Source organism: Myroides sp. WP-1, from assembly GCF_014145635.1.
In the GTDB taxonomy this organism is placed as follows: Bacteria; Bacteroidota; Bacteroidia; order Flavobacteriales; family Flavobacteriaceae; genus Flavobacterium.
On the sequence record NZ_JACHTC010000011.1, the window covers coordinates 88,980 to 108,029 of the forward strand.

The 19,050-nt window shown below is 35.4% G+C and carries 21 protein-coding genes and 1 other RNA gene; 14 read left to right on the plus strand and 8 right to left on the minus strand.

What is annotated here, in order from left to right:
* Positions 1 to 5: 5 nt before the first annotated feature.
* Positions 6 to 461 carry a type I restriction enzyme HsdR N-terminal domain-containing protein gene (locus tag H4K33_RS11155; protein ID WP_182648937.1) on the minus strand — a complete coding sequence of 152 codons (456 nt, stop codon included), beginning with the start codon at positions 459 to 461 and terminating at the stop codon, positions 6 to 8.
* A 52-nt stretch (positions 462 to 513) separates the two neighbouring features.
* Here H4K33_RS11155 and holA point away from each other — a divergent pair, with 52 nt between their 5' ends.
* Complete coding sequence (gene holA, locus H4K33_RS11160; protein ID WP_182648939.1) at positions 514 to 1,518, plus strand: DNA polymerase III subunit delta; 1,005 nt, start codon at positions 514 to 516, stop codon at positions 1,516 to 1,518.
* A gap of 7 nt (positions 1,519 to 1,525) precedes the next feature.
* The gene (locus H4K33_RS11165; RefSeq protein WP_182648941.1) at positions 1,526 to 1,714 is read left to right on the plus strand and encodes a CAL67264 family membrane protein; all 189 of its coding nucleotides are present in this window, start codon (positions 1,526 to 1,528) and stop codon (positions 1,712 to 1,714) included.
* A 185-nt stretch (positions 1,715 to 1,899) separates the two neighbouring features.
* Here H4K33_RS11165 and H4K33_RS11170 read toward each other — a convergent pair whose 3' ends face one another.
* Positions 1,900 to 2,088, minus strand: a complete 189-nt coding sequence (locus H4K33_RS11170) for a hypothetical protein (protein ID WP_182648944.1) — start codon at positions 2,086 to 2,088, stop codon at positions 1,900 to 1,902.
* Between the two features lie 203 nt (positions 2,089 to 2,291).
* Between H4K33_RS11170 and H4K33_RS11175 the strand changes: the two genes are divergently transcribed.
* The 8 genes from H4K33_RS11175 (at position 2,292) to H4K33_RS11210 (ending at position 9,678) form a co-directional block, all read left to right on the plus strand.
* The gene (locus tag H4K33_RS11175) at positions 2,292 to 2,783 is read left to right on the plus strand and encodes a hypothetical protein (protein ID WP_182648946.1); all 492 of its coding nucleotides are present in this window, start codon (positions 2,292 to 2,294) and stop codon (positions 2,781 to 2,783) included.
* 277 nt (positions 2,784 to 3,060) lie between these two features.
* The gene (ettA, locus tag H4K33_RS11180; protein WP_182648948.1) at positions 3,061 to 4,749 is read left to right on the plus strand and encodes an energy-dependent translational throttle protein EttA; all 1,689 of its coding nucleotides are present in this window, start codon (positions 3,061 to 3,063) and stop codon (positions 4,747 to 4,749) included.
* A gap of 181 nt (positions 4,750 to 4,930) precedes the next feature.
* Positions 4,931 to 5,353, plus strand: a complete 423-nt coding sequence (locus H4K33_RS11185; RefSeq protein WP_182648950.1) for a hypothetical protein — start codon at positions 4,931 to 4,933, stop codon at positions 5,351 to 5,353.
* Positions 5,354 to 5,471: 118 nt separating this feature from the next.
* Positions 5,472 to 5,870, plus strand: coding sequence for a hypothetical protein (locus H4K33_RS11190; protein ID WP_182648952.1), 399 nt, complete (start codon positions 5,472 to 5,474; stop codon positions 5,868 to 5,870).
* A 161-nt stretch (positions 5,871 to 6,031) separates the two neighbouring features.
* Positions 6,032 to 6,826: a HipA family kinase gene (locus H4K33_RS11195; protein ID WP_182648955.1), complete on the plus strand. Its 795-nt coding sequence runs from the start codon at positions 6,032 to 6,034 to the stop codon at positions 6,824 to 6,826.
* A complete protein-coding gene (locus H4K33_RS11200; RefSeq protein ID WP_182648957.1) occupies positions 6,813 to 7,187 on the plus strand; it encodes a DUF3037 domain-containing protein in 375 nt (124 codons plus the stop codon). Before H4K33_RS11195 ends, H4K33_RS11200 begins: the two co-directional genes overlap by 14 nt.
* Positions 7,188 to 7,189: 2 nt before the next feature.
* Positions 7,190 to 8,980, plus strand: a complete 1,791-nt coding sequence (locus H4K33_RS11205; protein WP_182648959.1) for a TrkH family potassium uptake protein — start codon at positions 7,190 to 7,192, stop codon at positions 8,978 to 8,980.
* 14 nt (positions 8,981 to 8,994) lie between these two features.
* On the plus strand, positions 8,995 to 9,678 hold the full coding sequence (locus H4K33_RS11210; RefSeq protein WP_182648961.1) for a TrkA family potassium uptake protein: 684 nt from the start codon (positions 8,995 to 8,997) through the stop codon (positions 9,676 to 9,678).
* Between the two features lie 91 nt (positions 9,679 to 9,769).
* On the opposite strand, the gene H4K33_RS11215 is transcribed toward H4K33_RS11210, so the two are convergent.
* Positions 9,770 to 10,957 carry a serine hydrolase gene (locus H4K33_RS11215; protein ID WP_182648963.1) on the minus strand — a complete coding sequence of 396 codons (1,188 nt, stop codon included), beginning with the start codon at positions 10,955 to 10,957 and terminating at the stop codon, positions 9,770 to 9,772.
* Positions 10,958 to 11,271: 314 nt separating this feature from the next.
* On the opposite strand from H4K33_RS11215, the gene H4K33_RS11220 reads away from it, so the two are divergent.
* Complete coding sequence (locus H4K33_RS11220) at positions 11,272 to 12,111, plus strand: 1,4-dihydroxy-2-naphthoyl-CoA synthase (protein ID WP_182648966.1); 840 nt, start codon at positions 11,272 to 11,274, stop codon at positions 12,109 to 12,111.
* A 63-nt stretch (positions 12,112 to 12,174) separates the two neighbouring features.
* Positions 12,175 to 12,490: RNase P RNA component class A (rnpB, locus tag H4K33_RS11225), an RNA gene on the plus strand.
* A 52-nt stretch (positions 12,491 to 12,542) separates the two neighbouring features.
* Here rnpB and rsmD read toward each other — a convergent pair.
* Positions 12,543 to 13,118: a 16S rRNA (guanine(966)-N(2))-methyltransferase RsmD gene (gene rsmD / locus H4K33_RS11230; RefSeq protein ID WP_182648968.1), complete on the minus strand. Its 576-nt coding sequence runs from the start codon at positions 13,116 to 13,118 to the stop codon at positions 12,543 to 12,545.
* Complete coding sequence (locus H4K33_RS11235; protein ID WP_182648971.1) at positions 13,115 to 13,906, minus strand: DUF3822 family protein; 792 nt, start codon at positions 13,904 to 13,906, stop codon at positions 13,115 to 13,117. The genes rsmD and H4K33_RS11235 overlap by 4 nt, the downstream gene beginning before the upstream one ends.
* Before the next feature lie 131 nt (positions 13,907 to 14,037).
* Here H4K33_RS11235 and H4K33_RS11240 point away from each other — a divergent pair, with 131 nt between their 5' ends.
* Complete coding sequence (locus tag H4K33_RS11240) at positions 14,038 to 15,477, plus strand: ATP-dependent RecD-like DNA helicase (protein WP_182648973.1); 1,440 nt, start codon at positions 14,038 to 14,040, stop codon at positions 15,475 to 15,477.
* 78 nt (positions 15,478 to 15,555) lie between these two features.
* Entirely contained in the window at positions 15,556 to 16,296 is a 741-nt protein-coding gene (gene kdsB / locus H4K33_RS11245; protein WP_182648975.1) for a 3-deoxy-manno-octulosonate cytidylyltransferase, read from the plus strand.
* Positions 16,297 to 16,336: 40 nt separating this feature from the next.
* Here the strand turns inward: kdsB and H4K33_RS11250 are convergent, their stop codons facing one another.
* The 3 genes from H4K33_RS11250 to H4K33_RS11255 all read right to left on the minus strand — a co-directional run bounded on the left by H4K33_RS11250 (position 16,337) and on the right by H4K33_RS11255 (position 18,838).
* Positions 16,337 to 17,449 (minus strand): hypothetical protein, encoded by a 1,113-nt coding sequence (locus tag H4K33_RS11250; RefSeq protein WP_255493668.1) that lies wholly within the window; start codon positions 17,447 to 17,449, stop codon positions 16,337 to 16,339.
* A gap of 30 nt (positions 17,450 to 17,479) precedes the next feature.
* A complete protein-coding gene (locus tag H4K33_RS16570) occupies positions 17,480 to 17,665 on the minus strand; it encodes a hypothetical protein (RefSeq protein WP_255493670.1) in 186 nt (61 codons plus the stop codon).
* Between the two features lie 99 nt (positions 17,666 to 17,764).
* The gene (locus H4K33_RS11255) at positions 17,765 to 18,838 is read right to left on the minus strand and encodes a branched-chain amino acid aminotransferase (protein WP_182648977.1); all 1,074 of its coding nucleotides are present in this window, start codon (positions 18,836 to 18,838) and stop codon (positions 17,765 to 17,767) included.
* Positions 18,839 to 19,050: the final 212 nt, after the last annotated feature.

Consider the following 19,050-nt stretch of genomic DNA (forward strand, 5'->3'; position numbering starts at 1 on the left):
GTTAATCATTTTTTTATCGCAGTATAGTCAGGCAAGGAGCGCAAAAAGAAATAGCTTTCTTTCTCATAATCCATTTGACAAAAGTAGTGGTTTAATCCATTGGTTACATACAAGTGTTCGGCGCGAAGTTGAAAATTATATCGAGCAATTTGATCAAATGTATCCTGTGTAATTCCCACTGAGGGTGCTTTACACTCAACTAAAACAGCAATTTCTCCATTGGGTTTAAAAACAACTACATCATATCGCTTGTTCATTCCGTTGATCTTGACGATTTTTTCAACGCTAATTAAAGAAATAGGATATCCTTTAACCTGCATTAAATCGTGGACAACATGTTGTCGAACCCATTCTTCAGGAGTTAGAAGAATAAATTTTTTACGGATCACATCAAAAATAGATATCTTATTTTCACTATTTTTGAATCGGAAATTAAAAGATGGAAAGTTTAATCTTTGCATATCACAAAGATATTTGTTTAAACGGACAGAACAATTTTAAGTAAATTATATTTTGGAACAACTCAAAGAAATCGTAAAAAACATTAAAAATAAGACTATAGCGCCTGTATATTTTTTGATGGGGGATGAGCCTTATTATATTGATAATGTTGCGGATTATATCGAAAGTAATGTATTAACTGAGGAGGAAAAAGGATTTAATCAGATGATACTATACGGTAGAGATGTTACTATTCAAGATATCGTTTCCAATGCTAAGCGCTTTCCTTTGATGGCGGACAAACAAGTGATTATTGTCAAAGAAGCGCAAGAATTAGCCAAGACTATCGAACAGTTGGATGATTATGTCAATCAACCCCAACCTTCTACTGTATTGGTGTTCTGCTACAAGTATAAAACAATAGACAAGCGCAAGAAACTGTATAAAAGCTTACAGAAAAATGCCGTTCTCTTCGAGAGTAACCGCCTAAAAGATTATAAATTAGAAGGATGGTTGCAACAAACAGTTAGCAAACGCGGATATAGTATTGATCCTAAATCAGCGGCTATGCTTATTGAATTTCTTGGAAATGACTTGTCTAAGATTGTCAAAGAATTAGACAAACTGGCTCTTGTTCTTCCCAAAGGACAACCTATTACCGCAGAGGTAATCGAGAAAAATATCGGTATTAGTAAAGATTACAATAATTTTGAGTTGATGAAAGCTATCGTTGATCGCAATCAGTTACAAGCTTATAAAATTGCCAATCACTTTGCTCAGAACCCAAAAAACAATCCTTTTGTAGTGACTATTGGAATTGTGTACGCGTATTTTTCGAAACTGTTATTGTATCACGGCCTGCAAGATAAATCGCCTCAAAACGCAATGAAAAATTTAAAGATTGTTCAGTACGCAATAAAAGACTATGAATTGGGGTTTAAAACATATCCAATGAAACGAGTGAGTCAGATCATTGCTCATTTAAAAGAAGTGGATTTAAAAGGAAAAGGCGTTGGTGCATCCCAATTGCCACAAGGAGACCTATTGAAGGAAATGTTGATGAAAATTTTTAATTAAAAAAGAAATGGCAAATAATTTAAATAAAAACAAAATTTTAGGGTACGCAACCTTACTTATGATTGTAATGGGACTGGCGTTAATTGGATTGGGTACACTAAAGTATTACGAAATTGCCGGTTGGGGATTTGCTACCGTAGGCGTTGGATTCTTAGCCATCGCTTGGGTATTTAATGCGCTAAAAGGACGCGTGTAAACGTTTCACGCTAAGGTGAAGTGAATTTCTAGATGAAAGAAAAAATGTAAGGGTTATACTTAATTACTTAAATCTAGGATAAAAGAATGATTGATTGCATTTGATGATCGCATAAAATAAAAAATCTTGTAATTGATTGTCGTTTTAATTAAAAAACCGAAAATCAGTTACAAGATCCTACATGCTTAAATTCCCAAATGTTCCTCGTACTCATCGTAATAATCTATTTCTTCTTCTTCTAACTCTACATAGAGGCCCGCTGGTATTTCAGCTTCGCTCAGTGGGTAATTTAAGTTGTCGCCTACAGATTGGTTTGTTTCCACATCCTGCTCTTGTAGGTCTTTAAAACGGATCGTTCTAAAAAATTTTTCCATACAATTTTGTGTGATTTTTATACTTTTAAATATAGTAAAAAATATTTGATTATTTTAGGTGTTTTTGAACTATTAATTGTTATTTTCGAAAACTTTAACATATTGTAGTGTTCGATATACCGATATAGGTGTGGTTTAACTCTTTTTAAGAGTTTAGGCGGTTTTTTAAAGTTAGCTATAGTAATAAGAAGTAGTAGAGTAGGATGTTTAATATTAAAAACAAGAGATACACCGTTTGGGGAATGGTGGCCGTTTTAGTCTTTAGTGTTTTAATTATTGTTGATGCCGTGTTTTTACCCTATCAACAGTCGGAGGAAACAATCGAATACTATGGTATTAGAAGACAAGTAAGATCGAGAGAGGTTGTAGGGTATTACTATTACACAAATAAGGGAGGTCGGTTTTCAATTGATAAAGACTATATTCGGGGATCATCTATTGTGCTAAAGCGAACGTTGTTGTTTAAACAAATTGTCCAGGTCAAAACAAGTACAAGAGATTATACACCACTTCTTTCTTCTGGATCTAATGGATTTACGCTTGTTTTGTTTGTGATTTTAGCTTTCTCCTGTGGAATAAGTCTGTATAAACTAGGAGGAAATGAGCCGATGACGGTCAATCGCTATCAAAATTTCGTTATGTTTCCCGCTTTTTTTCTCTTTTGTACGGTATGTATGTGGTTCTTGTTTAATTGAATTGGCCATCAAAAAAGAGGTAGCTAATGCATAACTTCTTTTTCAATGTAGTGTTAGGGCAATTTAAATCGTCTTTTGGATTCACGCTGTTGACCTTTGAGGAAATAATCTCTATTCAAATAGGTGTGGTGTATTTGATTAATCGCTGTTCCTGATTGAAAAATATTTCTTATCTCCGTAATAATGTGTATTTTTGGGGTATTCGATGATTCTCTTGTCGTTCAGGGTGAACGAGAAGAATTTTGTCACATCATTTTTCAATCAATTTTTTTACTTTATGTCAGACGATAAAAAGGTAATTTTTTCCATGTCGAAGGTGAGTAAAACGTACTCATCTACAAACAAAACAGTTTTAAAAGACATTTATTTAAGCTTCTTTTATGGAGCTAAAATCGGTATTTTGGGTCTTAACGGTTCAGGTAAATCTTCCTTATTGAAGATTATTGCTGGTGTTGATAAGAATTACCAAGGGGATGTTGTATTTGCACCAGGGTATACTGTGGGGTATTTAGAACAAGAACCAGAATTAGACGAAGAGAAAACGGTAATCGAAATTGTAAGAGAAGGTGCAGCAGAAATTGTAGCTATTCTGGATGAATTCAATGAGATTAACGATATGTTTGGTTTACCAGAGGTTTATGAAGATGCAGATAAAATGCAAAAACTGATGGATAGACAAGCACTATTACAAGATAAGATTGATGCTGTTGGAGGATGGGAGTTGGATACAAAATTAGAAATAGCAATGGATGCTTTGCGCACACCAGATCCAGATACGCCAATTAAAGTATTATCAGGAGGGGAGCGTCGTCGAGTAGCTTTATGTCGTTTGTTGTTACAAAATCCAGATGTATTACTATTGGATGAGCCTACCAACCACTTGGATGCAGAATCTGTACATTGGTTGGAGCAACACTTACAACAGTATGCAGGAACGGTTATCGCTGTAACGCACGACCGTTATTTCTTGGATAATGTTGCAGGATGGATTTTAGAGTTGGATAGAGGAGAGGGAATTCCTTGGAAAGGAAACTACTCTTCTTGGTTAGACCAAAAAGCAAAACGTTTAGAACAAGAGGAGAAAACTGCATCAAAACGCCGTAAAACGTTAGAGCGCGAGTTGGATTGGGTTCGTCAAGGTGCTAAAGGTCGTCAAACCAAACAAAAAGCAAGGTTACAGAACTACGATAAATTGTTGAATGAGGATCAAAAACAATTAGAGGAAAAATTGGAAATCTACATTCCAAATGGACCTCGTTTGGGAACCAATGTAATCGAGGCGCAAGGTGTAGCCAAAGCTTTTGGAGACAAGTTGTTGTATGACAACCTAAACTTTACTTTACCACAAGCGGGTATTGTGGGAATTATTGGACCAAATGGTGCTGGTAAATCGACAATCTTCCGCATGATCATGGGAGAACAAACACCAGATGCAGGAACATTCTCTATTGGAGATACGGTGAAAATCGCATATGTCGATCAGTCACACTCAAATATTGATCCTGAAAAATCAATTTGGGAAAACTTCTGTGATGGACAAGAATTGATTATGATGGGGGGACGCCAAGTTAATTCAAGAGCGTATTTAAGCCGCTTTAACTTTGGGGGATCTGATCAAAATAAAAAGGTAGCTACTTTATCAGGTGGAGAGCGCAATCGCTTACACTTAGCAATGACCTTGAAAGAAGAAGGAAACGTATTGTTACTCGATGAGCCTACGAACGACTTAGATGTGAACACACTTCGTGCGTTAGAAGAAGGTTTGGATAACTTTGCGGGATGTGCAGTAGTGATTTCCCACGACCGTTGGTTTTTAGACCGTATCTGTACACATATTCTTGCTTTTGAAGGAGAATCTCAAGTATACTTCTTTGAAGGATCTTTCTCAGAATACGAAGAAAACCGTAAGAAACGTTTAGGTGATGTTGCACCAACGCGTTTGAAATACAAGAAATTAGTTCGATAAATTAGAACTAATACGATAAAATAGAGGAGAGAGAAAAGAAGAAAGAGAAGAGGTGAAACTTCTTCTCTCTTCTTTTCTCTCTCCTCTTTCTTTAGCATAATAATAATATAACCATTTCATAAGGTTAAAAAGAAGGAATTAACATTTTTACGGCTTAGCTTTAAATAAAAGAAGTTAGTCTATGGAAATCCTTTATGTTATTATAGTATTACATGCAGAAAATAAGCAAGCTTTTACGGATGAATTAAAAATTTTATTTCCTTTTGCTTCGATGAAGTTCGTCGATTGTCAGGAGGAAACCCTGTTGTTGTTAACCATTAATATAGATGAAATTTGCTGGACGAATTTCGATGTGTCGGTACTTTTTTTAGACGAGAAAATAGCGGGTTTTAGCCGAATACATCCTTATTTGAAAGTAGGTGTTATCACTAAAATAGGGCAATTGAATACCTTTTTTTACGATGGATACATTATGAAGAATAAACAAATCGTCTTTGAACATGGCGAATTACACGATGGCTACATCCCTTTGCTGAAACAATTGCTAACTAACGTAGAAGAACTTCCTGATCCTGTTTTTGATTCGATCTTTTCACAAGGATGAAGAACAAGGAATGAGATGTTTACAGGTGAAGAATCTCTTGTTGAAAGGTTAAAAAAGAGCAACTTCTTAGTTAAATACTTAACTTTGCAAGATTGAAAAATAAAAACATATACTTTCTATGCTGTCGTTTAATAATGAAACCAAACAATTGTTGATTAAGGATAATTACAAAGGAAGATTAACTTCTTCTCGTTTGATGTCTGCTGTTATTTTGGGAATGTCTTTGATTCGCTTATTTATGGCGGACTTAAAGAATCCGAAAGAGATGGATTATGTTTTCTGTATCATTGCAGCTGTATTTTTGTTTTTGGTATACAAGAACTTTATTAAGAAAACAGCTGGGGAAGCCATAGACAAAGTGGCTATTAAGTATGTAAAAATGCCAAAAGGATTGGCTACGAAAGCAGAAGTTAAGTTGAATAATGGCAAGGTTAGGGAGATTTTTAATCTCAAAACCAAAGAACAACAAAGTGAATTGCGCAAGATTTTGACTAATGCGAAAATAGTAATGAAATAACCCTTTATTAGGGATATAATACGTCTAAAACAATCGAATTAATAGAAGAAAAGAAGGGATTTATCCCTTTTTTTACTTTTCATAAGGCTGGAGTTGATAAAGATAAAGAGAAAGCTTACTTTTAGTTCATCAAGTCTTTTAAATAAAAAGAACGTACAATCATGAATACATCACTTGATTTGAGAAGTGTAGTGGTTACACGCTATGTTACTCCTTTGAGAGAAGGAGGGTCTTTACCTGCTTTGGCTGATGCTGATGACGGATTTAAATATGTCATTAAATTTAGAGGAGCAGGACATGGAGTAAAGGCATTAATTGCGGAATTACTAGGCGGATTACTCGCGAAAAAACTAGATTTACCTGTGCCTGAGTTGGTGTTTGTAACTTTAGATGAAGCTTTTGGTAGAACCGAAGCTGATGAAGAAATACAGGATTTACTCAAGTTTAGTCAAGGATTGAATCTCGGGTTACACTTTTTATCTGGTGCGTTGACATTTGATCCACAAGCTTATGCTGTGGATGATGAGCTTGCTTCGAAAGTGGTTTGGTTGGATGCATTTATCACGAATGTAGATCGTACGTTCCGAAATACCAATATGTTGATTTGGCACAAAGAACTATGGTTGATTGATCACGGTGCGTCTTTCTATTTTCACCATTCTTTTACCAATTGGGAAAAGAGTGCTTTGACGCCTTTTTCGTTGATCAAGGATCATGTTTTATTAGCCAAAGCCTCTAAATTAGATCAAGTAAATGAAGTATTTACACAGCGATTAACAGATGAGGTATTACAAGAAGTGGTACAACAAATTCCTATTGATTGGTTAACTTGGGAAGAATCAGAATTAAATCCGGAAGAAATAAGAGCCGTTTATTATCAGTTTCTGAAAGTAAGACGAGATAATGCCATGCTATTTGTGAATGAAGCAAAAAAATTACGTCATGTTGGTATATGAGTATGCAGTGATTCGATTCGTTCCTCGTGTTGAACGAGGGGAATTCATAAATATAGGACTTTTGTTGTTTTGTAAGCAAAAGAGAGCTTTGCGTGGACAATATTATTTGAATCGTGAAAAATTAGCTTGTTTTTCTACTGAGATCGATATGGATGTTTTAGAAAAGCATATTCAAGCGTTTATCGCTATTGCCCAAGCTGAAGCGAAAGCAAGTCCTATCGCTAGTTTTGATGCGGCGGAGCGATTTAGATGGTTAGCGGCAACCAAAAGTTCTTGTCTTCAGGTTTCACCAACGCATTGTGGGTTAACTGAAGATGCGGAACAAACATTTAACCAACTTTTTGAAGAACTAGTTTTGTAGCTATGCCATTATTTTATATCAAAGATGTCGTTTTAAGTAAGATTAAATATGTGTTAGTACGCTTGCCTTTCTTGCTTAGTTTTATTTCCCTATTTGCTTTGATTTTTGACTTGGGATTTAATACGCTAAATGATTATCACAGTCATTTACACCATTTGTATAATGTGTGTTTAACCTTTGGAATGACCATAATTATCTATCGGTATTACAGTGCTTTTTCACAAAAAAAACACCTGAGTTTAGGGGTTAAAATATTTGATCTCTTTAGCGTATTATTGTTTTTGATTCTCATTGTGGCACGTTGGCTTCCAGAACACACCAATCGCTTTTTTGATAGTAATGCCGTGATCTTTTTTGCGGTTTTTCTGATGTTGGTTCGCGAGTTTTCCATGCTACAGCTCAACCTAAAAAAAACGAAACTTACGCCACCTCAGTTGTTTATCGTTAGCTTTTTGTTGATTATTTTCATCGGGGCATTTATGTTGTCTTTTCCCAAAGCAACAGTTACCCCTGGTAGTATGAGGTATATTGACGCGCTTTTTACCGCAACAAGTGCCGTTTGTGTGACGGGGTTGTCTACTGTAGATATCGGCAGTCAGTTTACCTTGTTTGGAAAAACAGTGATGATCTTCTTGATGGAATGTGGTGGATTGGGAATCATGACCATCGCCAGTTATTTTAGCTACTTTTTTAGGGGAAAAGCGTCTTATGGCAACCAATTGGTTCTAAAGGATGTATCATCTATTGATAAGTTAGGAGATGTATTTGCTACATTGAAACGCATCATAATTATCTCTGGAATTATCCAATTCGTCGGGATGGTCGCAATCTTTATTAGTGTGAGACATCAAGCATTTGACTCGTTATATGAACGATTGTTCTTCTCGGTATTTCACGGGGTTTCCGCTTTTTGTAATGCTGGATTTTCAACATTACCTGAGAATTTGTATACTTTTGAATATCGATTTAATTATCCATTGCAATTGATTATTGCAGGTTTATTTATTATGGGAGGATTAGGTTTTCCTATTGTTTACAATGTGTACAAATATATCAAGCATTTAATCGTTAATAGACTTTTGCCTTTTAGCTTAAAAGAAGCTAGTGTATACGTGCCTCGAGTGATTAATTTGAGTACAAAAATTATTTTGATAACTACCGCAGGATTAATCGTTGGCGGGACAGTTTTGGTGTATTGTTTAGAATACAATAACACACTTGCAGAGCATCGTGGTTTGGGAAAGGTTGTGGTTGCTTTCTTTACAGCGACTTCACCGCGTACTGCCGGATTTGCCTCTGTGGATAATAATCTATTTACGGTGCCAACTTTTTTAATTCTCATGCTACTGATGTGGATTGGTGCCTCTCCAATTTCTACAGGAGGGGGGATAAAAACAACGACATTTGCTATTGCGTTGCTGAATATATGGACTTTGATGAAAGGAAAAACACGCATCGAAATAAACAGACGAGAAGTAGATGAATCAGCGATAAGACGCGCTTTTGCAATTATCTTTTTATCTTTGTTTGTTATTGGAATTGCACTTTTTGCTTTGACTTTTTTTGAACCCAATATCGATATTATTCGCCTATCCTATGAAGCTTTTTCCGCCTATAGTACAGCAGGATTGAGTACGGGGATTACCCCTAATTTAGCTGATCCGAGTAAGGTTACACTTATCATGTTGATGTTTGTAGGGAGAGTGAGTATATTGACACTTTTAATTGCAATAAGCAAAAAAGAAACAGTTACCAATTACAGGTATCCAACAGAAGAGATTTTGATTAACTAATAGAAAATGTTACGATGAAATATATAATTATCGGTTTAGGGAATTTTGGAGCATCTTTGGCTCAAAAGTTAACAGAGCAGGGAAATGAAGTGATCGGGGTAGATAAGAACATGGCTCGTGTTGATGCAAATAAAGATAAAGTATCTCACACCATCTGCTTAGATTCAACAGATCAATATTTGGTGGCGGGATTGCCTTTAGGAAATACCGATATCGTTATCGTTGCTATTGGTGAAGATCAAGGAGCTAATATTATGACTACTGCAGTATTGAAAAATCTCAATGTCAAACGTTTGATCAGTCGTGCAATTACTCCTTTACATGAAAACGTGTTACAGGCAATTGGCGTTGATGAGATCGTACATCCAGAAGAAGAAACTGCGGAGCGTTGGGCTAAAAAACTTTGTATAAAAGGAGTGGTTGATTCTTATGAAATCAACGGACGCTATAGTATTGTTGAGATCACTATTTCGGATCGTTTTGCCAATAAAACATTGGGAGAAATTGGATTCAGAACGAATTATAATTTAGTAGTACTTACTACGTTAAAAGTACGCGAAGAACGCAATTTCTTTGGAGCACAACGAAAAATACACGAGGTACAAGGAATTGCGTCTTATGATACAGTTTTGCACAAAGGGGATATCATGGTTATCTATGGAGATAACAAAGACATTAAGCGAATTTTGAGTGAATAGCTTATTGGAAAGAAGAAAGAAGTGAAGATTCGCCGAACAACTCCCAACCAACTAAACAAAAAGTATTAAAAAAAAAGAGTTGTAATTTACATTACAACTCTACATTTCCAACGGGATAATCTCCTAGATAGTGAGATAAATCGATCGTTTTATACGTTAATTTTGAATACTTATTTGAGAAGAGGATGATACAAGCATTTGAGTCCGCTAATCGAATATAAGATGAGGTGTTTCCTCTCCACCAACCGTTGTGGTAGGTGTAATTTTTGTCGTTTTTCATTTTGATCAAGCGCAAACCTAATCCATAATTGCGCGTACCTCTACTTTCAAAGCTGTAACCTTCTGTCATTTGCTCTTTTAGGTTAGCACTTAAAAAATCATCTGAGTACATCGCTGTGTCAAGTTTGAGCATATCTCTTGGGGTTGTATAAATGTTTTTATCCCCGTAGGTTCCATCCATATAATCCCAATGCATTTCGCGATAGTTTGAGTTATACGATTGCGTAACTTCTCTTTTGTGAGAGATATCATCAAACACAAAACTGTGGTTCATTTCTAATGGATCGAAAATTAAATCGCGCACCACTTGTTTGAATTTTTTACCTGTTACTTTTTCAGCAATTGAGGCTAATACAACATAATTGGTATTGCTATACGTAAATCGCGTATTGGGTTTAAAATCTAAAGCAACTGATTTACTTTTAATTACATCGATTACTTGATCATTGGTAATGACGTTTGAACTGCTCCATTTACCATTGGGATAATAACCATAATATTTCAACCCGCTTCGGTGACTTAGCAGGGTACGAACTGTAATCTCATCATACGGAAAACCTTCGATAATCTCTGAAACTGGTTGATCAAGAGAGATAAGCCCTTCTTGAACCAAGCGAAGAATCGTAATTGCTGTAATGACTTTTCCTACAGAAGCTACATGTATAGGAGTGGTTTCCGTAATGGCTTCATTTTGTTTTTTATTGGCATAACCCGAATAGTGTTCGTACAAAATTTTTCCATTTTGAGCTACTAAAAAACTCCCTGTATAACCACTTTTATTGATATATTGATTGTAAAAATCTTCGATTTGTTGTCCTTTTTCAAGGATGTATTCAGGCTTTAACTCTTGAAATGACGCTTCATATGATTTGTCAACAAAGACATTGTGTTCTTTGATGATGGGCATATTCAAGGCTAAATCCATAGTAGCATCTTGCTGTTGTTTGCAAGAAGCTAAAGCTAATAAGCTAACTAAAGCGATTGTGAGTTTGGTATTCATTAGTCTTACTGTCTTTGTAGGGATTTTTTAAAGAAAAAACCAAATTAGTAAAAGTTATTGAATTTCAAAGAAAAAACTCATTAAAGTTTCATATTCCAATTAAAATAATTGCGAACTGCGTAATTTGAGGTTTTTAAGTATAGGTAAGTGGATCGTTTGAGACTGAGAATAGAGTAATCAAGTAATCGATGGAGTTGCTGTGAAAAAGAAAAGGAAGGCTTCGTATAGATAAGGGAAGATAAGCGGGATTCTCGCAGTATTTGTATAGATATCAAGTAAAAAAATAGTAATTTTACTCACAAATAATCTAAGATATGAGTAAGATAGAATGGAAAACGGCTATCGAGTTTGAAGATATTACCTATAAAAAGTGTAATGGAGTGGCTCGTATTGCGTTTAATCGACCAGAAGTTCGAAATGCTTTTAGACCAAAGACAACCAGTGAGTTGTATCGTGCTTTTTACGATGCACAAGAAGATACTTCTATTGGGGTAGTTTTGCTTTCAGCAGAAGGCCCTTCACCCAAAGATGGCGTATATTCTTTTTGTAGTGGAGGAGATCAAAAGGCGAGAGGACACCAAGGCTATGTAGGTGAAGATGGAATGCATCGATTGAATATATTGGAAGTACAGCGTTTAATTCGCTTCATGCCTAAAGTTGTGATTGCTGTTGTTCCTGGATGGGCTGTCGGAGGAGGACATAGTTTACACGTTGTGTGTGATATGACTTTAGCCAGTAAAGAACATGCTATTTTCAAGCAAACAGATGCAGATGTAACTAGTTTTGACGGTGGATATGGTTCTGCTTATTTAGCGAAAATGGTAGGACAGAAGAAAGCAAGAGAGATTTTCTTTTTAGGAAGAAACTATTCTGCGCAAGAAGCTTTTGAAATGGGAATGGTAAATGCTGTGATTCCGCATGATGAGTTAGAAGATACAGCCTATGAATGGGCACAAGAAGTATTAGCTAAATCACCAACATCAATTAAAATGTTGAAATTTGCAATGAACTTGACAGACGATGGTATGGTAGGACAGCAAGTATTTGCAGGAGAAGCAACGCGTTTGGCTTATATGACAGAAGAAGCAATAGAAGGGCGCAATGCGTTTTTAGAGAAACGCAAGCCGAATTTTCCTAAAAAATGGATTCCATAATATAAAAAAAATAAAGTAAATAGTTTATCCGCATTCCCACGGAAAGCTGTACTTTTGCGATCTTATGCAGATCGCCTTATCGCTGGTTTAGCAATAAACGAGAGGAAAGTCTGGACACCATAGAGCAGTATAGTGGGTAACACCCATCCGCGGAGCAATTCGTGAGGACAAGTGCAACAGAAAGGATGTACAGGTAAGGCTGTAGTGAAATCAGGTAAACTCTATACGGTGAAATGCCATGTATATTTAGCGTTCGAGGGCTGCTCGCCCGATGCTTTAGGGGTAGGCAGATAGAGCCATCGAGTAATTGATGGCCTGGATAAATGATAAGGGTGCACTTCGGTGCATACAGAATCCGGCTTATAGATCTGCATTTATTTTAAAATCAATGTATAAGAATAAAAAAATCCACACGTAAAGTGTGGATTTTTTTATTCTTCGTTGTCTGTATCTTCGTCATCCTCTTCTGATGCGTATTCAAAAAACGTAAAGACTGAACCTCCGTAGTTTTTCTCAAAAGAGAAATGAGGCAAGTGCTCTAGTTTTGTGAATTTAGAATGCTCTACCACAAGCATTCCTTCTTCGTCTAAGATGTTGTTTTCTAAAATATCTGTAACTATTTTTTCAAATTGCTCTTGGGTGAAATCATAAGGTGGATCCGCAAAAATAATATCATACGTTCCTTGGTGTTTTTCAATAAATTTAAACACATCTGATTTGTAGGGAACGATATTTAGATCAAAATCTTTTGCTGTTTTTTTTATAAAATTGACACAACCATAATCAGCGTCGATGCTGACAATATTTTCCACGCCTCTTGAAGCAAACTCGTAGCTAATACTTCCTGTACCCGAAAATAAATCCAATACTTGTAGTTCTGAGAAATTGAAGTGGTTGTTTAAAATATTAAACAAGGCTTCTTTACTCATATCGGTCGTTGGACGTACGGGTAAGTTTTTTGGTGGACTAAGTTTTCTTCCTTTTAATTTTCCTGAAATAATTCTCATAGATGGAATAAAATATAATGTTGTTTTGGTACTTGATAATGAAGGAGGAGTGAGGGCGATATTAAGGCTTGTTCCTCCAAAATTTCTACGTGTCTAATATAGGTGTATGCTTGTTCAAACAACGGATCTTCTTTTTCAATTCGACTGATTAATCTTAATCGAATATGCTCCGGATCAAGCTTCAGTTGTTCATATACAAATAAGAGATAGTAGATGAAATCTTGTGCAGTAGTATACAAAAATGAATTAAATAAGAGTAGTTCTCCTTTTTGGGTAACCACTAATTCAAAGTGATCTTTTTGCACGTATGCGTAGACTTCGATTTCGCTTTCATCCTTTGATAGATTTAACACACGTTCAACTAAGGCTGTATTGATATTTTGATAGGTAAAAGAACCCAGTTTATCAAACAGTACGTTGTTGATTTGTACATAGGGAATGTATACATTATTGATGTCTTTTCCCGTTAATTCATCAAAGGCAAAAAAGTCAGAAGAAAAAACTTTGGTGTTGTATTGTAAATACGATCCCATCGCTTTCTCGTCAAATAGAGCTGTTGGCACAAAGGTATTGAGATGATTGTCATGTAGTACTAAAATATCTTCAAAAGGAGTGCTTAAAATTTCGTGTTTAGCAAAGAGTACCTGCAACTGATCTTCAATTGTTTTGTTTTGATTTAACCCTTCTGAAACAAAATGATGAATGCGTTTGGATTCAATTTCTTGAATGATAAACGTAAATTTCTGGAGGGAAACCTGAATGATAAGTTTGTTTAAGCTTTGCTTCATAGTTTGTTTAGCTATAAATTTCTGACAACGAATGCGAGAGACAAATTTAAACAATTTTAAGGGAGTATATTAGTCTTGGCCTAAAAAGCTTAGTATCTTTGGTGTTTTAGGTGTATTTAGGAGAAAGTAGCATGAGAGGAACGGAATTTTACAAAGTATTACGACATCAATTCCCATACGAACTGACGTTGAAGCAGGATATTTTTTTACAGAAAATAGCGGAGTTTATTACAGCAGATCAACAAGATGAATTATTTGTCCTAAAAGGATATGCAGGAACGGGGAAAACAACCTTGTTATCTGTGGTGGTTAATCAATTGCGTTCGATTCAAAAATATGCCGTTATGCTTGCTCCAACAGGACGCGCTGCAAAGGTAATTAGTAGCTATGCACAACGCCCTGCTTTTACGATACACAAGTATATTTATTATCCTAAACCATTGAAGAACGGTGGTGGAATGCAATATACAATGCGCCAAAACAAGCATAAGAACACCGTCTTTATTGTTGATGAAGCATCTATGATAGGAGATGGTTCTGCAGGTGATAGTAGTATGTATCCACATGGATCACTTTTAGATGACTTAATTTACTACGTGTATACTGGACAAAATTGTAAACTCATCTTAATTGGTGATGTTGCTCAGCTTCCTCCCATTAATATGACTGTTAGCCCCGCTTTGGATACAGATCAGTTGAGCTTTCACTACAATATGCCAATTCATCACATCGAGTTAGATGAGGTTATGCGTCAAGAAGAAGATTCGGGAATTCTCTATAATGCAACAGAATTGCGCTTGTTGTTAGACTCTCACTTCATGGATACGTTTCAGTTTAATCTCTATGGTTTTAAAGATATTATTCGCCTGACAGATAGCTATGATATTCAAGATGCCATTTTTTCGTCCTATTCCAATGCTGGTCCAGAGGAAACTATGTTTATCGTACGTTCCAATAAGCGAGCCAATGCTTACAATCAACAAATAAGAATGCGAATTTTGGATCGAGATAGTGAAATTGCCGCGGGTGATTTGTTGATGGTAGTGAAAAATAATTACTATTGGTTAAAAGATTCAACTGTAACCGACTTTTTAGCCAATGGAGATATTATCGAAATTCTTCAAATTTACAAAACAGTCGAACTCTATGGCTTTCGATTTGCTTCTGTGCGTATTCGCATGATTGACTATGATCAAATGGCTCCTTTTGATACCGTTATTTTGTTGGATACCCTGACGAGTGAATCACCTGCCTTGACATATGAAGAGAGTAATCGCTTATATCAAGAGGTGTTGTTGGATTATGAAGACGAAATATCCAAGTATAAAAAGAATCAGAAAGTAAAGGAAAACGAGTATTTCAACGCGTTACAAGTAAAGTTTTCGTATGCTGTAACTTGTCATAAATCACAAGGTGGACAATGGGATACCGTTTTTATAGAACAACCGTATTTACCGGAAGGAATCACCCAAGATTATGTGCGTTGGCTGTATACGGCCATTACACGTGCAAAAAGTAAATTGTATTTAATTGGCTTTCAAGAGGAATATTTCGAAGAGCAATTTGATTAGCTGAAACGATAAAACAACCGTATATTTTATTAGAGATTATCTAATTCTCTTATCTTTGAACAACTAAATAAAACCAGTATGAAAGTAATTGCTGTTATTCCGGCCCGTTATGCCTCTACGCGATTTCCTGCTAAATTAATGCAAGAATTAGGAGGTAAAACCATTATTCGAAGAACTTATGAAGCAACAGTAGCAACAGGATTATTTGATGATGTATTTGTTGTGACAGATTCACCTTTGATTTTTGACGAAATTCAAACACATGGCGGAAAAGTGGTTCGCAGTATCAAAGAACACGAAAGTGGAAGTGACCGAATAGCAGAGGCAGTGGCAGATCTTGAGGCTGATATTGTAATCAATGTACAAGGAGATGAACCCTTTGTCAACACAGACAATTTGGAGAAGTTAATTCAAATTTTCAAAGAAGACCAGGATAAGCAAATCGATTTAGCTTCTTTAATGACGCCTATTCAGGAATGGGAACGCATTGAAAATCCCAATAACGTCAAGGTAGTCGTTGATGAGAATCAAGTAGCTTTGTATTTTTCTCGTTCAGTTATTCCTTATCCTCGTGATAAAGAAACCCAAGTACAGTATTATCAACATATTGGAGTTTATGCATTTAGACGTGATGCTTTGTTGGAATTTACAACTTGGCCGATGAAATTTTTGGAAGCAACCGAAAAATTGGAACAATTACGCTATTTAGAATATGGAAAGCGTATAAAAATGGCAATTACCCATCACATCGGTGTGGGAATTGATACCCCAGAAGATTTAGAAGAAGCTAAGGCGCTACTAGCTAAAGGCGTGATATAAAAAAAGAGAGAATCAAATTTGATTCTCTCTTTTTTTATATTTATTCCTCTGTTGGAGGAGGGGTTTGAGCTGCTTCTTGTGTAACTGGTTCTTCGTTTTCTTGTATATTTACTGGTTTCTTATAAACGGGTACACGCGGACGTCTTATACTGTCATACACCACCGATGGTTGTTTATTAAGTGTAATCGGAATTAAAACCGTAGTTTTCCAAGTAGAAGGTAGACGATTATTCAGCGATGATTGATTCAATTCAATCATCATTTTCTGAGCTGGATTATTCGTAAAAACTTCAGATTTGCTAACAATGGTACGAATTTCTCTCAACGCTTTTGGCAAGTGAGAATAATAACCTGTAATAGTACTTTCAAAGTATGTATTGGCTTCTAAACTACCTAATTTGAAGTTTTCTTCTTCATTTAGGAAAATAGAATCTCGAAGTCTGAATCCGTATTGAAATTCCAAGTTATCCGTTAAGGGATTATTGTCGAAAATAAGTAAAGGAGTTGAATCGACTTTAATACTATTTGAAGAACAGAAGTCGGTCAATTGTATATTTAGTGCTTCAATTGTGGTTTTGACATCAGTATAACTTGAAGAGCCATTCAAATAGATATAGTGAAATGCTTCTTTTGTTGTCGAACCAGTCGTACCTAAATCATACTCTCTATATTGCTTGATAAAAAATACGATCAAAGCATTGATATTATTGTCAATGGCTTGACCAACAACTTGATCAGGAGATCCAGAGAAAAAGGTTAAAATTTTTGTTTTGAGGTCGATAGTACCTTCAAAAAAGAATTCTACTTTAGTTTTTTGTCCTTTAGGGCTAAAACGCCAAACAATATTAGATAATTTATTGTCGTAAAGAATGTCTTGTGAGATGCTGTCAAACGGTTTTTCGTATTCTTTTCGAATTTGATAAACTCCGATGTTAGGCAGGGTGATGCTGTAGATTCCGTTGGTGTTATTTTCTGTTTCAATCCAATCATTCCAATTGTTTAAATCTTGTATGTATTGATATACGATGGGTTGAGGTGCATCAAGTTCAAAAGACTTCGTAATTTTGAAATTGCCACTTTGAGTTAATACAAATACAACTAGCGAAATGCATAGCAAAATAACAAGAAGAAGGAAATACTTAAGGATTTTCATAATTAGCAGTAGACACTAAGGATTAAAGCATTATTTCAGTACATTTTTTAGGATAAATAGCGAACCAATAAAGGCCAAAAACGCAAGTAAAATCCACAATCTATTCTTGTAGTATTTACGGTGAAGATTGAGGTCTTTGCGATACATAATAATTAAAATGATCGTAAATGTGATTATAAAAAAAAGTGCGAATTGAATTTGACCTGTTGTAAACATAATAAAGATTTTAGCAAAAATAAGTAAAAACCTTCAATATAGTACATAAAAAAACGGCAGGGTTACTGCCGTTCTTGAAATTGTATCCTAAAAGGATCATTATATTTTTTCTGTCCAGTTGAATGTATCTTCAATTGCTTTTTGTTGAATCCCTTGTAGGTTGGTTTTTAACAAGATAGCATAAGAATCTTCATCTGTTACATTTGGTAATTCATAGTATTTTTGTTGGTATGCAAAACCTTCAATTTGTCCAATTGTAACTGCAGTACCAGCACCAAAAATTTCTAATAATTCACCTTTAGCATGAGCATCTAACAACTCTTGAACAACGATAGAGCGAACTTCAACGTTAATTCCTTTGCTTTTCGCGATATCGATTAAACTTTTTCTTGTAACACCGTCTAAGATACGCTCACTTGTAGGAGCTGTAATTAAAGTATCTCCAATTCTGAAGAATACGTTCATTGTACCAGCTTCTTCTAATTTTGTATGTGTAGCGTCATCTGTCCAGATTACTTGTTGGTAACCTTCTTTTTGAGCTAATTGTGTAGGGTAGAATTGTCCACCGTAGTTTCCAGAACATTTAGTGTATCCTACACCACCATTAGCCGCACGGCTATAGTGTTCAGCGATTTGTACTTTTACTTTACCAGAGTAGTATGTACGTGCAGGAGAACAAATAACACAGAACATAAATTCGCTAGAAGGACCAGCTACAACACCTTCGTGTGTACCAACCATAAATGGACGTAAGTACAAAGAGTTTCCTTGTCCTTTTCTTACCCATTCTCTGTCTAAATCTAAAAGTGCTTTTAAACCGTCAATAAATCTCTCCTCATCAATGTGTGGCATAGCCATACGCTCTGCAGATTTATTAAAACGAGCCCAGTTCTCGCGTGGACGGAATAACCATACGTCATCATTATTGTCTTTGTATGCTTTCATTCCTTCGAAAATTGCTTGTCCGTAATGGAAAACATTAATTGAAGGAGCAAAACTCATCGGTCCATAAGGTTTGATTTCCACTTTTCCCCATTTACCATCTTTATAATGACAAACCAACATATGATCCGTGAAAATAGATCCAAATTTTACATTCTCGAAATCAATTGAATCGACTCTAGACTTTTCTATCTTGTCAATAGAAAGTTCAAATTTTGTTTCTAAACTCATTTTATAGTGTTTTTTTAAAAGTTGTTGTTGTATTAACTAAAACGTTGAAGCAGTTTTTTTGAAATACTGCCTTACAAAAATAGCAAAAAAACTCACTATTTATCAATTAAATTTAAAGAATATTTATGTAGCTGAATAAAATATTATATTATCAAAAAAAAACTTGGGAAAATATAGGATACTTTGAATTTATTTGTGTAAACGCTTTGTTT

Coding starts and splice junctions, on each gene's coding strand:
- H4K33_RS11155 (WP_182648937.1), bottom strand. CDS start 461: ATGCAAAGATTAAACTTTCCATCTTTTAATTTCCGATTCAAAAATAGT.
- H4K33_RS11165 (WP_182648941.1), top strand. CDS start 1,526: ATGGCAAATAATTTAAATAAAAACAAAATTTTAGGGTACGCAACCTTA.
- H4K33_RS11170 (WP_182648944.1), bottom strand. CDS start 2,088: ATGGAAAAATTTTTTAGAACGATCCGTTTTAAAGACCTACAAGAGCAG.
- H4K33_RS11175 (WP_182648946.1), top strand. CDS start 2,292: ATGTTTAATATTAAAAACAAGAGATACACCGTTTGGGGAATGGTGGCC.
- ettA (WP_182648948.1), top strand. CDS start 3,061: ATGTCAGACGATAAAAAGGTAATTTTTTCCATGTCGAAGGTGAGTAAA.
- H4K33_RS11185 (WP_182648950.1), top strand. CDS start 4,931: ATGGAAATCCTTTATGTTATTATAGTATTACATGCAGAAAATAAGCAA.
- H4K33_RS11190 (WP_182648952.1), top strand. CDS start 5,472: ATGCTGTCGTTTAATAATGAAACCAAACAATTGTTGATTAAGGATAAT.
- H4K33_RS11195 (WP_182648955.1), top strand. CDS start 6,032: ATGAATACATCACTTGATTTGAGAAGTGTAGTGGTTACACGCTATGTT.
- H4K33_RS11200 (WP_182648957.1), top strand. CDS start 6,813: ATGTTGGTATATGAGTATGCAGTGATTCGATTCGTTCCTCGTGTTGAA.
- H4K33_RS11205 (WP_182648959.1), top strand. CDS start 7,190: ATGCCATTATTTTATATCAAAGATGTCGTTTTAAGTAAGATTAAATAT.
- H4K33_RS11210 (WP_182648961.1), top strand. CDS start 8,995: ATGAAATATATAATTATCGGTTTAGGGAATTTTGGAGCATCTTTGGCT.
- H4K33_RS11215 (WP_182648963.1), bottom strand. CDS start 10,957: ATGAATACCAAACTCACAATCGCTTTAGTTAGCTTATTAGCTTTAGCT.
- H4K33_RS11220 (WP_182648966.1), top strand. CDS start 11,272: ATGAGTAAGATAGAATGGAAAACGGCTATCGAGTTTGAAGATATTACC.
- rsmD (WP_182648968.1), bottom strand. CDS start 13,118: ATGAGAATTATTTCAGGAAAATTAAAAGGAAGAAAACTTAGTCCACCA.
- H4K33_RS11235 (WP_182648971.1), bottom strand. CDS start 13,906: ATGAAGCAAAGCTTAAACAAACTTATCATTCAGGTTTCCCTCCAGAAA.
- H4K33_RS11240 (WP_182648973.1), top strand. CDS start 14,038: ATGAGAGGAACGGAATTTTACAAAGTATTACGACATCAATTCCCATAC.
- kdsB (WP_182648975.1), top strand. CDS start 15,556: ATGAAAGTAATTGCTGTTATTCCGGCCCGTTATGCCTCTACGCGATTT.
- H4K33_RS11250 (WP_255493668.1), bottom strand. CDS start 17,449: ATGAAAATCCTTAAGTATTTCCTTCTTCTTGTTATTTTGCTATGCATT.
- H4K33_RS16570 (WP_255493670.1), bottom strand. CDS start 17,665: ATGTTTACAACAGGTCAAATTCAATTCGCACTTTTTTTTATAATCACA.
- H4K33_RS11255 (WP_182648977.1), bottom strand. CDS start 18,838: ATGAGTTTAGAAACAAAATTTGAACTTTCTATTGACAAGATAGAAAAG.